Origin of the sequence: Xenorhabdus sp. SGI240 (assembly GCF_040081915.1) — a bacterium.
In the GTDB taxonomy this organism is placed as follows: domain Bacteria; phylum Pseudomonadota; class Gammaproteobacteria; order Enterobacterales; family Enterobacteriaceae; genus Xenorhabdus; species Xenorhabdus bakwenae.
This window is the reverse complement of sequence record NZ_JBEBMB010000028.1, coordinates 27337-41053: the sequence shown is the minus strand read 5'-3', so window position 1 is coordinate 41053 and position 13717 is coordinate 27337. Positions and strand designations below refer to the sequence as shown.

Here is a 13717-nt window from a genome sequence, read left to right as displayed (position 1 = left end):
ATGAGTATAAATTATGGGCGATGGGTCAGTTCCGCTGCGTTGGCGGCAACGGTACTGGCGAGTGTATTGTTGATCGTGAAAATTTTTGCCTGGTGGTTGACGGGATCGGTGAGTTTATTGGCGGCGCTGGTGGATTCATTGGTTGATCTGGCTGCGTCTTTGACGAATTTTTTTGTTGTGCGCTATTCACTTCAACCTGCTGATGACGAACACACTTTTGGGCATGGTAAGGCTGAATCACTGGCGGCTTTGGCGCAAAGTATGTTTATTTCCGGTTCGGCAATTTTTTTGTTTTTGACGGGCTTCCAGCATCTGTATTCCCCCCAGCCACTGGAACATGCGGCGATGGGCATATGGGTCATTGTCATTGCTCTGATTTCCACGTTATGTTTAGTCACTTTCCAGAAATGGGTGATCAGTAAAACGCAAAGTCAGGCGATCCGTGCGGATATGTTGCATTATAAGTCCGATCTATTGATGAATGGGGCAATTTTGCTGGCGTTGCTTTTGAGCCTGTATGGTTTTAAACGTGCGGATGCAATCTTTGCCTTGGGTATTGGAGTCACTATCCTCTATAGTGCGTTACGGATGGGCTATGATGCTGTACAGTCTTTACTTGATCGCGCCTTGCCAGATGAAGAGCGACAGGAGATTATTGATATCATCCAAAATTATCCAGGTATAGCGGGTGGGCATGATCTGCGAACCCGTCAATCTGGCCCGACGCGTTTCATCCAGTTCCATCTGGAGATAGCTGATAATTTGCCACTAGTGCAAGCGCATGCTTTGGCCGAAGGGATTGAAAATAAATTGCGGAGTAGATTTCCCGGTGCCGATATTATTATTCACCAAGATCCTTGCTCTGTCGTGTCTGAAGAGCATAAAAACCGCTGGGATTGAAGGGGAATTTATTCATAATCAAAAGAACATCAAAAAACAGGCATAATCTTGATGCAGACTGGGTGTTTTTCCGTATTATAGTTAGAGTTGAATCAATTCAGCTAATGCAGTGACAATCAGGTTTTTCAAATATTATATCTACAAGTCAGAGGTCATCATGATCAACAAGATTAAAAGAATCGGAGTCTTAACGAGTGGCGGTGATGCGCCTGGCATGAACGCCGCTATTCGTGGTGTTGTTCGTGCCGCTTTAACCGAAGGGTTGGAAGTTTATGGCATTTATGATGGCTATCTGGGGTTGTATGAAAACCGCATGAAGAAGCTTGATCGCTTTAGTGTTTCCGACATGATTAACCGTGGTGGTACGTTCTTGGGTTCAGCCCGCTTCCCAGAGTTTAGGGATGATAAGGTGCGGGAAATTGCTATTGAAAACATGCACAAAAATGGGATTGATGCGTTGGTGGTGATTGGGGGAGACGGCTCTTATTTAGGCGCGAAAAAGCTGACCGAAGCGGGTTTCCCTTGTATCGGTTTGCCTGGAACCATTGACAACGATGTTGCGGGCACAGATTACACCATTGGTTATTTCACCGCGCTGGAAACGGTGGTTGAAGCGATTGACCGCTTGCGCGATACGTCAACTTCCCATAAACGAATTTCGATTGTTGAAGTGATGGGGCGTTATTGTGGTGATTTGACCTTATCAGCGGCAATCGCGGGGGGATGTGAATTTATTGTTCTGCCTGAAAATGAAGTCCCATTTGATCGTGAGGAATTGCTGGCTGAAATTCAGGCTGGGATTGAAAAAGGCAAGCGTCACGCGATTGTTGCTATCACTGAGCATGTCTGTGATGTCGCTGAACTGGCGAAATATATTGAGACAGAAACCCACCATGAAACCCGTGCGACGGTATTAGGGCATATCCAGCGTGGCGGTGCGCCTGTTGCTTATGACCGCATTCTGGCTTCCCGTATGGGGGCGTATTCTGTTCAACTCCTGCTGGAAGGACACGGCGGTCGTTGTGTTGGTATCCAGAACGAGAAACTTGTTCATCACGATATTATTGATGCGGTGCAAAATATGCAGCGTGTCTTTAAGAAAGAGTGGCTGGAAACCGCGAAGAAGCTCTACTAATCCTTTCCTACCTGTAAGATCCTCTTTTGGAGACAGCCATATGATTTGGCTGTCTTGTTCCTCATATTCTTCTTATGCATAAGCAGGAATTTAAAATTATTTCTGCGTTATAACGCTTTCTGTCAGTTTTTATGGAGAAATCATAATAACTTAGAGGAAATATTATCGTGGATGCAAGGGGTATAAATAGAGGCTCCAAATGGGCAATGATAAAAGAGTATGTGGCATCGGCGTTAGTCTTGGGGGCGTTGGCGATGACACTGATGACTAACAGTGCATGGGCAAAAGAGCGGCAATTATTGAACGTCTCGTATGATCCAACGCGTGAATTTTACCAGCAATATGATGAGGCATTCCGCGAATACTGGCATAACAAAACGGGGGATGATGTAAAAATCCGTCAATCACATGGCGGCTCCGGTAAGCAGGCAACTTCCGTTATTAATGGTCTTCAGGCGGATGTTGTGACGCTGGCCTTGGCTTATGATGTCAATGCCATTGCAGAGCATGGACGCATTGATAAGAATTGGATTCAGCGTCTACCGGATAATTCAGCACCTTATACATCAACCATTGTCTTTTTAGTGAGAAAAGGAAATCCTAAACAGATTAAGGATTGGTCGGATTTGATTCGCCCGGATGTTGCAGTGGTTACGCCGAATCCAAAAACCTCCGGTGGAGCACGTTGGAATTATCTGGCTGCCTGGGGATATGGCCTGGCGCATAACAATCAGGATCAGACTAAAGCCAAAGAATTCGTGAAAGCACTTTATAAAAATGTTGAAGTGCTGGATTCCGGCGCACGCGGTGCAACGAATACGTTTGTGGAGCGCGGCATTGGCGATGTATTGATTGCCTGGGAAAATGAAGCCTTATTGGCAATTAATGCGTTGGACAAAGGTAAGTTTGAAATTGTGACGCCCAGCATTTCTATTCTGGCAGAGCCAACGGTTTCCGTTGTCGATAAGGTGGTTGATAAACGAGGAACACGCGAACTGGCAACCGAATATCTGAAATATCTTTATTCTCCGGTTGGGCAGGAGATTGCCGCCAGGAACTATTATCGTCCTCGTGATAAAGCAATCGCAGAAAAATACCGCGCGCTTTTTCCTGATTTGACGCTTTTTACGATTGATGAGGTCTTTGGTGGCTGGGATAACGCCCAGAAAGCGCATTTTGCCACAGGCGGAACTTTTGACGACATTATCCGACGTTAATTATTGAGCCGATTGGGGATGAATTGAATAGTCAGAATTAAGTGAGAAACAACCGCCACAAGTAGAGCTTTGTGGCGGTTAACTTATTAAAAAATTAAGCTTTTTTCGCTTCTGCGGCGGCTTTCACGATAACCGCAAACGCATCGGCTTTCAGTGATGCACCACCGACCAAAGCGCCGTCGATATCCGGCTGGGTGAACAGCTCTGCTGCATTGCTGGCGTTAACCGAGCCACCATATTGAATAATGACCTGTTCAGCGATAGCGGCATCTTGTTTTGCAATATGGTCGCGGATAAATTTATGCACGGCTTGAGCCTGGGCAGGCGTTGCAGATTTGCCGGTGCCGATTGCCCAAACTGGCTCATAAGCAATAACCGTCTCTTTGAATGCTTCGGCACCCAGCGTGTTCAGAACGGCATCGATTTGGCGTGCGCAGACGGATTCAGTCTGACCGGCTTCATTCTCTTGCTCAGTTTCGCCAATGCACAGAACAGGTATCAGGCCTTGCTCTTTCAGAATAGCGAATTTCTTCGCGATGAATTCGTCGCTCTCTTTGTGGTAAGTACGGCGCTCAGAATGACCGATAATGATATATTTGGCCCCGACGTCTTTTAGCATTTCTGCGGATGTTTCGCCAGTGAAGGCACCAGAAAGATTGACACCAACATTTTGCGCGCCCAGGGCGATACGGCTACCCGCCAGGGCATTTTTTGCCAGAGAAACATAAACTGTTGGTGGTGCAATAGCGACGCCACAGCCGTCAACGTTGCTCAGTTCTTTACGCAGGCCTGCAATCAGGTCGTTAACCATGTGGGTACTGCCATTTAATTTCCAGTTACCCATAACTAATGGATGTCGCATATTTTTCCCTCCAACCAGAAAATAATCAAATTGCGAAATGAATGAATACTCGTTCTTTGGATGACATTATGGTGATGTCATTCCCCTGTAAGCGGAATCCCGACAGTATAAAGATCATCAACGCGAATAGCTCTGCGCTGTGTCACTAATTTTCATTTGCTGCTGTGTCAGATAACGATAGCTTAATCGGTTCAATTGCGAAGGTCATTATATTTTCGCGGCTGTTTACGATGATATAGCGCATTGCTCCCATTTTTTGACTGAAAGCCGGGCGGTTTTCTGCTGCCCGCAACAGCCTTTCCAATTGGAACCGAGATTGTTCAGCGGAAAGCGTCGGTTCGAATTGGCTGATCAGGGCCGTGATATATTGCTTTGCCAGTATATGGTTTCGTTCATTTTGTTGTTCACTTTGTGATGGCAGCAAGGTAAGTTGCAGGCTTTTAATCTTTTCGCTGCCTCGTTCCAGTACCGCGGAAGAGTAAATATTGTCATTGATTTTACTGGCGGCGCGGATAAAAGGCTGAGAAATATCTTTGCTTGCAATCACTCGATATTCGTACAAGGGAATGTCGGGGTGTCTTTTGTTATATTTTTCCCGAAAGGCAGGGATGGTTTCTTCGAAAGTCGGGGAATCCGGCAGCAGGTAGACTAACGGTGAGTTTATTTCTGGTGTGACAGAAAGCTTATCGGCAGAGGCTGATAATGGCAAACCGATGCCAAAAACGATTAATATGGCCATCAGAAATTTATTCATGCCTGTTTTCATCTTATTACTCACTGAGTTAAATCCTGGAAAAACAGCATCCACAATTGGAAAAGAGTACATGACATTACAACAATGGGGATTTTCATTCAAAGGCCGAATTGGACGACGAGAGTTTTGGATCGGTATCGGAATTTGTTTCGCCTTGATCTTTATACTCCTGACACTGCATGGAATGAATGTTCTCCCCATGAATTATGCAGCGGTTGGGGTTGCTTTGCTATGGTATCCGACCACGGCGATTTTTTCGAAACGCCTGCATGACCGGAATAAACGTGGTGGCTGGGTGTTGTTAATTGCACTGGCCTGGGTATTGCTGTCGCTGGACTGGAGTGCAATGGCACCAATATGGCAGTGGGGAATTGGTCGTTTTGTCCCGACACTGATTTTTGTCATGATGATATTAGATTGTGGTGTATTCCGTGGTACGGAAGGCACCAATCGTTTTGGTGAGATGGCAGAAACGGTTGATTATATTTCTGCCAAGGAAAACTGATTACCAGTATTGCTCGCTGGTGATATGGCCGGGTTTACGGCGCAGATGTTTTGCCATATTACGCTGCTCTTTTAATAGTTGTTGGGTATCCCTGACCATCTGGGGATTCCCGCACAGCATGACATGGCTGTTTTCTGCCTGAATGGGTAAGCCGACAGCCGATTCCAATTCGCCATTTTCAATTAATGCCGGAATTCTGCCCATGCATGAATCAGGCCATTTTTCCCGGCTGACGATGGTCTGTATTCGCAGTTTACCCTGAAATTTTTTCTCTAATTCCTGCATCATAGGTAAATAACTTAAATCCGTTCCCCATCTGGCGGCATGAACCAAAACGATATTTTCGAATCGTTCCAGATCCGTTCCTTGCTGGAGAATGGAAAGATAAGGCCCAATGGCGGTTCCGGTGGAAAGCATCCAGAGAGTTTGGCAGTCGGGGATTTCATCAAGAACAAAAAAACCCGCCGCTTGCTCTGTTACCAGCAATTCATCACCGGTTTTTAGTGCAGCTAATTGGGAGCTGAGTTTTCCTTCAGGCACGGATACCAAATAAAATTCCAGATTATTGTCATCGGGAGCGTTGACGTAAGAGTAAGCCCGCTGGATGCGCTCTCCTTCAACTTCCAGTGCGAGTTTTGCAAATTGCCCGGCGGTGAATTTTTCTATTGGTGCATGAACGTTGATGCTGAAAAGCGAATCTGTCCAGTTGGTTATGTCAGTAACTTTTCCTGTAACCCAATTTGCCATTACGATTAACCTCTCTACACGAATTGATGATTTTTTGTAACGATTCTACGTGATTACTTGAGATAGCATTATCGATTACGTGTTACAGTTCGATTAACTGGATTTTTGCCAATTTTATGGTTTGATATGTACATTTTTATTGACATATCCAGATAATATATCTGTAATTTTTTCTTCGTGTAAAATTGTATACTGCAAAGAAAAAATATAGATTTACCAAGAGGATCATATCTAATGAAGTCAATTCATCAGGTTCTTTATTAAGAGCTTGGGGGTTCACTACGGCTGTTTGCAATGAGTGATTGCTTTATGGGTTATTGTTTTCAATGGGTGATTGAATAAAGCGCGATGAGAAAAATAGAACACTTTAATTTATTGTTGATGTTAATTGCCCTGGCCGCTGTAGGGCAGATGACGCAAACAATCTACGTGCCAGTTATTGCTGATATGGCAAGTGATCTTAATAAGCCTGCGGGAGAAGTTCAGCAGGTAATGGCGGCATACCTGTTTTCTTACGGGTTTTCACAACTTTTTTATGGGCCACTATCTGACAAAGTGGGACGCCGTCCTGTGATTTTGGTGGGCATGTCGATTTATTTGGTGGCGACAATATGTGCTTTTTTTGCTCCAAACTTGTTGGTACTGGTGATTGCGAGTGCATTACAGGGATTGGGCACCGGGGTCGCCGGTGTGATGGTGCGTACCATGCCGCGAGATTTATATACTGGACTGACGTTGCGTTATGCCAATAGCTTGCTGAATATGGCTATATTGGTTAGCCCTCTGGTCGCTCCCATGATTGGTGGGATGGTTGCCTACTATTTTGGTTGGCGCTCCTGCTACTTGTTTCTATTGATGCTAGGGGCTGTTGTTACCTTCTTACTGGTCCGGCATTTACCGGAGACGCGTCCCACAGGGACTGCACATAGTACGATGCTGGTCTCTTTCCACCAATTACTCTCGCAGGGTTCTTTTGTCTCTTACCTGATCATGTTGGTGGGAGGGTTGGCAGGGATTGCCGTTTTTGAAGCCAGTAGCGGTGTGTTGATGGGCGCTGTTTTGGGATTGGATAGCCTAACAGTCAGTATTTTGTTTATTCTGCCAATTCCGGCGGCGTTTTTTGGGGCATGGTATGCGGGGCGTGAAGGGAAAACATTTTATCGGCTGATGTGGCGCTCTGTGAGCTGTTGCTTGCTGGCGGGGATCTTGATGTGGTTGCCCGGTTGGTTTGGCATCATGAATATCTGGACTTTGTTGATACCGGCCGCATTATTCTTTTTTGGTGCAGGTATGTTGTTCCCACTGGCGACGACGGGAGCGATGGAACCCTTCCCTTATCTGGCAGGAGCCGCAGGTGCTTTGGTCGGGGGATTGCAAAATGTAGGTTCAGGTATGGCAACGTGGCTGTCGGCGATGCTACCGCAAAATAGCCAATTTAGTGTTGGGATGTTGATGTTTTCCATGTCATTGCTGATCCTATTTTGTTGGCTGCCCGTTTCCCAGCAGTTCCAGAGTCAGAAACATACGATTTTGTAAAATGGATAAACCACGGTGTTTTAAAAGGCCCTGGCAAAGTACATAAAATGTCAGAATGCCGGGGCCTTTAATTGGCTATATTTCGCGGTTAGGCGCGATCTTCCCACTCTTGGGCACGGGCGACGGCTTTTTTCCAGCCATTGTATTTATGGTTGCGTTCAGTCGTTTCGATACTTGGACGGAATTCTTTTTCGACAACAGCTTTACTTTTCACTTCATCCAGATCCCGCCAGAAGCCGACGGCTAAACCTGCAAGGAAAGCCGCGCCTAACGCTGTGCTCTCACGTATTTCAGGACGTTCCACACGCGTACCGAGAATATCGGACTGGAACTGCATCAGGAAGTTGTTGGCGACAGCACCGCCATCGACGCGCAGGGCTTGCAGACGTGAACCCGCATCAGCCTGCATAGCGTCCAATACATCGCGGGTTTGGTAAGCGATGGATTCCAATGTAGCACGAATAATATGGTTGCTATTGGCACCACGGGTCAGGCCAAAAATAGCGCCACGGGCGTAAGGGTCCCAATATGGTGCGCCAAGGCCAGTAAAGGCGGGCACAACGTAAACACCATTGCTGTCTTTGACTTTGGTTGCGAAGTATTCTGAATCTGTGGCATCCGCAATGAGTTTCAGTTCATCACGCAGCCATTGAATGGATGCTCCTCCAACAAATACTGCGCCTTCCAGTGCATAATTGACTTCACCGCGTGGACCACAGCAAATAGTTGTCAACAGGCCATGATTGGAACGGACGGCGTCTTTGCCTGTGTTCATCAGTAAGAAGCAGCCAGTGCCGTAAGTATTTTTTGCCATTCCAGCGTGTACACACAATTGCCCATACAAAGCGGCTTGTTGGTCGCCTGCGATACCCGCAATAGGAATGCGGGTGCCGCCTTTACCGCCGATATTGGTTTGGCCATAGATCTCCGAGGACGCAGCCACTTTAGGCAGCATAACGCGAGGTATGCCCAACTCTTCAAGGATTTTTTGATCCCATTCCAGATTATGGATATTAAACAGCATGGTACGGGAGGCATTGGTGTAATCGGTCACATGTACACGTCCCTGAGTCATTTTCCAGACCAGCCATGTATCGACTGTACCGAATAAAAGTTCACCATTTTCAGCGCGTTGACGGGCACCTTCGATATTGTCCAAAATCCATTTTATTTTCGTACCGGAGAAGTAAGGGTCAATCACCAAACCGGTATTGTGGCGGATATATTCTTCCAGACCCTCTTTCTGTTTCAGTTTGGTACAAATATCTGCTGTCCGGCGGCATTGCCATACGATCGCGTTATAAATGGGTTTACCGGTTTCTTTTTCCCAGACAATGGTTGTTTCTCGTTGGTTTGTAATACCAATGCTGGCAATTTGATCAGAGCGAATATCGGCTTTTGCCAGTACTTCCACTAAGGTAGAGCTTTGGCTTGCCCAGATTTCCATTGGATCATGCTCTACCCAGCCTGGCTTGGGGTAGATTTGTGGGAATTCACGCTGTGAGATGCAGACAATATTGGCATCGTGATCAAGTACAACGGCGCGTGAACTGGTCGTGCCCTGATCCAGAGCAACAATATATTTTTTTTCTGTAGTATTTTCTGTTGTCATAACTATAACCTGGTTTTATGTATTTAAATCTCGCGTGGTAAATGGCGAGTAATCAGCTGGCGGTAGCCAAAAGCACCTAAAATCGCGCCAACGATAGGCGCCACCAATGGAACAAGGCAATAAGGAATATCTCGGCCCCCAGTGAGGGCAATGTCTCCCCAGCCAGTCAAGTAAGCAACTAATTTGGGACCGAAATCACGGGCTGGATTCAGGGCAAATCCGGTCAGTGGGCCAAACGCGCCACCGATAACTGCAATAAGGATCCCAATTAACAAAGGGGCCAAAGGTCCTCGTGGGATACCATTGCCATCATCGGTCAGGGACAGGATCAGGCATAACAGAACGGCGGCGATGATAACTTCAACGATAAATGCATGAAATACGGAGAGCTGGGCCGCTGGATAAGTGGAGAAAACTCCTGCAGTAAAGAGACTTTCCTGCGAGCCGCGCACGATGTTATGAACTTGCTCATAATCGAGGAAAAGGTTGTAATACATCATGTAGATGATGAGTGCTGCGACAAAGCCACCGAGCATTTGGGCAATGAGGTAAGGCAGCACTTTTTTTCTGTCAAAGTTGGCAAACAGGCATAATGCAATGGTCACTGCGGGGTTAAGATGTGCGCCTGAAATTCCGGCAGTGAGATAAACTGCCAGCGCGACGCCAAAGCCCCAGATAATGCTGATTTCCCATAAGCCCAGTTGTGCTCCGGCGATTCGGGCAGCAGCAACGCAGCCTAAGCCAAAAAAAACGAGCAACGCAGTACCGAGAAATTCGGAAATGCATTGACCTGATAATGTTGGAGTTGTGGTCTGGCTCATTTCTATATCCTATATCCAATAACAAAGTACAGGGGGAGAGTGATTAATTATGAGTCCTTTCTTATGTATTAAGAGAAAGGTGCCTGTGAATTTATCGTTAATGCGCGTAAACGAGAAATAGCGAAATTGAAATCTGCGTGTTGCGTCAACAAAATGAGCGAATTCGCATTTATTTGCAGTTTTATTGAGCCTGGAAATGTGATCTTACAGACATTTGGGTTTGGTCGTTATATTTCGCGTTATGCCGCACATTGCAAGGATGAAACTAGACAGACGTCAATAGGCTAAATACAATCAATAACATTGCTTACAAGAGGGGCCCCAGAATGTCATTTGAAGTTTTTGAGAAGCTAGAATCTAAAGTTCAGCAGGCGATTGATACCATCACTTTGCTGCAAATGGAACTTGAAGAATTAAAAGAAAAGAATGCAGTCTTATCTCAGGATGTCCAGAATATGGCAGATAGCCGTGATGCTCTGGTACGTGAAAATGAGCAGCTCAAACAAGAACAATCGGCATGGCAAGAACGCTTACGCACTCTGTTGGGTAAGATGGAAGATGTACAATAAGGTATCCAATGGATTAGCTGAAAAAGGGCGATAATTGCGCCCTTTTTATATACCCTTTAACTTAGCTCTTCATCAATCTCCAGAGGGAAATCTGATAAGACAATGCCGGTATTATCGGCGTAGAGATAGTCACCAGAGAAGAATGTGACGCCACCAAAATTCACCCTGATATCACTTTCTCCCCCCCCTTCGCTATTGGAGCCAGCAGGAATAGCAGCCATTGCCTGAATTCCAATATCAAGTTCTGCGAGATAATCGACTTGACGCACTGCGCCATAGACGACAATGCCTTCCCACTCATTATTGACGGCGAGTTGAGCCAGTTCTGCATCAACGAGTGCCTTGCGTACTGATCCACCACCATCAACGAGCAAAATGCGGCCATGGCCGTTTTCTTCAAGTAAATCATAAAGGAGGCCATTGTCCTCAAAACATTTCACTGTGATGATCTGACCACCAAATGAAGTCCGCCCACCAAAGTTGGTGAAGATTGGCTCTACCACATTTATATCTTCTTGATAGATATCACAAAGTTCGGAAGTATCATATTTCATGGGATTTACGTCTGGTTTATGCAAGGAACGAACAGTATATCCTTTTAAAGCCAGTGTTGGCAAAACCATCAATCTTGAAACCTATGGGTAAAATCGATGCTTACCCGCTTAATTAAGTACCAATCCAATGGAAAACAGAATATTGGTCAATAATGCTGCTTTGACCATTTGTACCAATCTGGGACGCATACCTTCAGCGGTTGGATCACGCAGCACTTGTATCATATGTTTTAACAGCAGAGGAAAAGCGAGCAGGAATAACCAATTAAACCAATTATTCAGGTATAGAAGCGTGAAGGTGATAAGGCAGAGCATAGCCGTTAGCAGAACGGCTGCATGGTAATAGCGAGCCTTTTTTCCGCCTAACCGGACAGCCAGCGTATTTTTGCCGTTTTGGCGGTCATTTTCGATATCGCGTAGGTTATTAATGTTCAAGACGGCCACGGAAAGTAAGCCACTGGCAGTTGCGGGCAAAACGGTGCTTATGGAAAAAGTACCGGATTGCAGATAGTAAGTGCCAAGAATGCTCAAGTAACCAAAAAAAATCAGGACAGAAATGTCTCCCAGCCCCAGATAACCATAAGGACGCGTACCCACTGTATAAGTGATAGCAGCGATAATCGCCAGTAATCCCAGGATCAAGAATCCGATAATGTCGTTTGGGTTATTGCAAGCTACAGCAATCAAGGAACTTCCTGATAAACAAGAGAGTAGTACAGTGAGCTTCAATGCACTTTTCATCTGCTTTGCGGTAATCAGGCCTTTTTGCATACCGCGACTTGGACCAATGCGATTTTCTGTGTCACTGCCTTTGGTGACGTCACCATAATCGTTGGCGAGGTTAGAAAGAATTTGCAGCAGGGCCGCAGTGAATAAAGCCAGTAACGCGACAGGCCATTTGAAATGTCCTGTCCATGATGCAAGGGCTGAACCCGTTATGACGGCAGCAACGGCCAGTGGGAGCGTTTTAGGGCGTAAACTTTCCAGCCATGCCTGCATCTGACTGATAGACGTTGTTAAGCTCATATTGTCACTGTTTGTCATTATGATTGATGTAATAAATTTTATACCATCGAAAATCGCAAAATGGGAGGCTAAAAGCCTCCCATTTTGCATAAGTCCGGCGAATTATTGGCGCTAATCAAACCAATAATATGACTGATTATAAAATAAACCGACTCAAATCTTCATCTGCAACCAGTTCATCCAGATGCTCTTTGACGTAACCGGCATTGATTTCGACGGATTGTCCTTGACGTTCGCTGGCGTTGAAAGAGATGTCTTCCATCATACGTTCAAGCACGGTGTGCAAACGACGGGCACCGATGTTTTCAGTGGTTTCATTGACTTGCCATGCTGCTTCCGCAATTTTACGGATACCGTCAGCCGTGAATTCAATGCCCATGCCTTCCGTTGCCATCAGGGCCTTGTACTGTTCAGTGAGCGAAGCATTAGGCTCAGTCAGAATACGCTCAAAGTCTTCGGTGGTCAGAGCTTGCAACTCAACACGGATTGGTAAGCGGCCCTGAAGCTCTGGGATCAGATCAGAAGGGCTGGCAACCTGAAATGCGCCGGAAGCGATAAACAGGATGTGATCCGTTTTGACCATGCCGTGTTTAGTGGAAACGGTGCAACCTTCGACAAGTGGCAGCAGATCGCGCTGAACACCTTCACGGGAAACATCCGGGCCAGAAGTTTGACCACGTTTACAAATTTTATCGATCTCATCAATAAAAACGATGCCATGTTGTTCAACTGCATCAATGGCCTGTTGTTTCAATTCTTCAGGGTTGACCAGTTTCGCGGCTTCTTCTTCGATCAGCAGTTTGAATGCGTCTTTGATTTTCATCTTACGATTTTTTTGACGCTGGCCTGCCAGATTTTGGAACATGGATTGTAACTGATTCGTCATCTCTTCCATACCCGGCGGGGCCATGATTTCAACACCAACCGGAGCGGCTGAAACTTCGATTTCAACTTCTTTATCGTCTAACTGGCCTTCACGTAATTTTTTGCGGAAGGTCTGACGGGTTGAAGACGGTTCAGCCTGAGTTTCAGTCTGTCCCCAGTTATTTTTGGCCGGAGGCAGCAGGACATCCAGAATGCGCTCTTCGGCTAATTCTTCTGCACGATAGCGGTTTTTCTCAATGGATTGCAGGCGCACCATTTTGACAGCCGCGTCAGTGAGATCACGAATGATTGAGTCGACTTCTTTACCGACATAACCCACTTCAGTGAACTTAGTTGCTTCAACTTTGATAAAGGGAGCGTTGGCCAGTTTTGCCAGACGACGGGCAATCTCGGTCTTACCGACACCGGTCGGGCCTATCATCAAAATATTTTTTGGTGTGACTTCATAACGCAGTGATTCATCTAACTGCATGCGACGCCAGCGGTTACGCAGGGCAATAGCAACGGCACGTTTTGCTTTGTCCTGACCGATAATATGATTATTTAATTCGCTGACAATTTCGCGAGGAGTCATTTCAGACATACTATCTATCC

At 46.0% G+C, this 13717-nt stretch carries 14 protein-coding genes; 6 read left to right on the top strand and 8 right to left on the bottom strand.

Going from position 1 to position 13717, the window contains the following annotated elements:
• From fieF to ABLA76_RS07220, 3 genes are all read left to right on the top strand, one after another.
• Nucleotides 1-900, top strand: a complete 900-nt coding sequence (fieF, locus tag ABLA76_RS07230) for a CDF family cation-efflux transporter FieF (RefSeq protein ID WP_348987409.1) — start codon at nt 1-3, stop codon at nt 898-900.
• 157 nt (nt 901-1057) lie between these two features.
• Nucleotides 1058-2035, top strand: coding sequence for a 6-phosphofructokinase (pfkA, locus tag ABLA76_RS07225; protein ID WP_285808899.1), 978 nt, complete (start codon nt 1058-1060; stop codon nt 2033-2035).
• 206 nt (nt 2036-2241) lie between these two features.
• Nucleotides 2242-3252, top strand: coding sequence for a sulfate ABC transporter substrate-binding protein (locus tag ABLA76_RS07220; RefSeq protein ID WP_348987473.1), 1011 nt, complete (start codon nt 2242-2244; stop codon nt 3250-3252).
• A 94-nt stretch (nt 3253-3346) separates the two neighbouring features.
• Here the strand turns inward: ABLA76_RS07220 and tpiA are convergent, their stop codons facing one another.
• Together tpiA and ABLA76_RS07210 are read right to left on the bottom strand one after the other, a co-directional pair.
• The gene (gene tpiA / locus ABLA76_RS07215; protein WP_348987408.1) at nt 3347-4114 is read right to left on the bottom strand and encodes a triose-phosphate isomerase; all 768 of its coding nucleotides are present in this window, start codon (nt 4112-4114) and stop codon (nt 3347-3349) included.
• 145 nt (nt 4115-4259) lie between these two features.
• Nucleotides 4260-4892, bottom strand: coding sequence for a DUF1454 family protein (locus ABLA76_RS07210; RefSeq protein WP_348987407.1), 633 nt, complete (start codon nt 4890-4892; stop codon nt 4260-4262).
• A 46-nt stretch (nt 4893-4938) separates the two neighbouring features.
• On the opposite strand from ABLA76_RS07210, the gene ABLA76_RS07205 reads away from it, so the two are divergent.
• Nucleotides 4939-5373: a DUF805 domain-containing protein gene (locus tag ABLA76_RS07205; protein ID WP_047768631.1), complete on the top strand. Its 435-nt coding sequence runs from the start codon at nt 4939-4941 to the stop codon at nt 5371-5373.
• Here the strand turns inward: ABLA76_RS07205 and fpr are convergent, their stop codons facing one another.
• Complete coding sequence (gene fpr, locus ABLA76_RS07200) at nt 5374-6120, bottom strand: ferredoxin--NADP(+) reductase (protein WP_348987406.1); 747 nt, start codon at nt 6118-6120, stop codon at nt 5374-5376.
• Nucleotides 6121-6468: 348 nt separating this feature from the next.
• Between fpr and emrD the strand changes: the two genes are divergently transcribed.
• A complete protein-coding gene (gene emrD / locus ABLA76_RS07195; RefSeq protein WP_348987405.1) occupies nt 6469-7656 on the top strand; it encodes a multidrug efflux MFS transporter EmrD in 1188 nt (395 codons plus the stop codon).
• An 88-nt stretch (nt 7657-7744) separates the two neighbouring features.
• Here emrD and glpK read toward each other — a convergent pair whose 3' ends face one another.
• Together glpK and ABLA76_RS07185 are read right to left on the bottom strand one after the other, a co-directional pair.
• Nucleotides 7745-9268 carry a glycerol kinase GlpK gene (gene glpK / locus ABLA76_RS07190; protein ID WP_047768627.1) on the bottom strand — a complete coding sequence of 508 codons (1524 nt, stop codon included), beginning with the start codon at nt 9266-9268 and terminating at the stop codon, nt 7745-7747.
• A 23-nt stretch (nt 9269-9291) separates the two neighbouring features.
• A complete protein-coding gene (locus ABLA76_RS07185; RefSeq protein ID WP_047768625.1) occupies nt 9292-10089 on the bottom strand; it encodes an MIP/aquaporin family protein in 798 nt (265 codons plus the stop codon).
• Between the two features lie 326 nt (nt 10090-10415).
• Between ABLA76_RS07185 and zapB the strand changes: the two genes are divergently transcribed.
• Entirely contained in the window at nt 10416-10658 is a 243-nt protein-coding gene (zapB, locus tag ABLA76_RS07180; protein WP_348987404.1) for a cell division protein ZapB, read from the top strand.
• A gap of 56 nt (nt 10659-10714) precedes the next feature.
• Here zapB and rraA read toward each other — a convergent pair whose 3' ends face one another.
• The 3 genes from rraA to hslU form a co-directional block, all read right to left on the bottom strand.
• Nucleotides 10715-11212 (bottom strand): ribonuclease E activity regulator RraA, encoded by a 498-nt coding sequence (rraA, locus tag ABLA76_RS07175; protein ID WP_047768685.1) that lies wholly within the window; start codon nt 11210-11212, stop codon nt 10715-10717.
• 108 nt (nt 11213-11320) lie between these two features.
• A complete protein-coding gene (locus ABLA76_RS07170; protein WP_348987403.1) occupies nt 11321-12238 on the bottom strand; it encodes a 1,4-dihydroxy-2-naphthoate polyprenyltransferase in 918 nt (305 codons plus the stop codon).
• A gap of 136 nt (nt 12239-12374) precedes the next feature.
• A complete protein-coding gene (gene hslU, locus ABLA76_RS07165; RefSeq protein ID WP_047768621.1) occupies nt 12375-13706 on the bottom strand; it encodes an HslU--HslV peptidase ATPase subunit in 1332 nt (443 codons plus the stop codon).
• Nucleotides 13707-13717 lie beyond the last annotated feature (11 nt).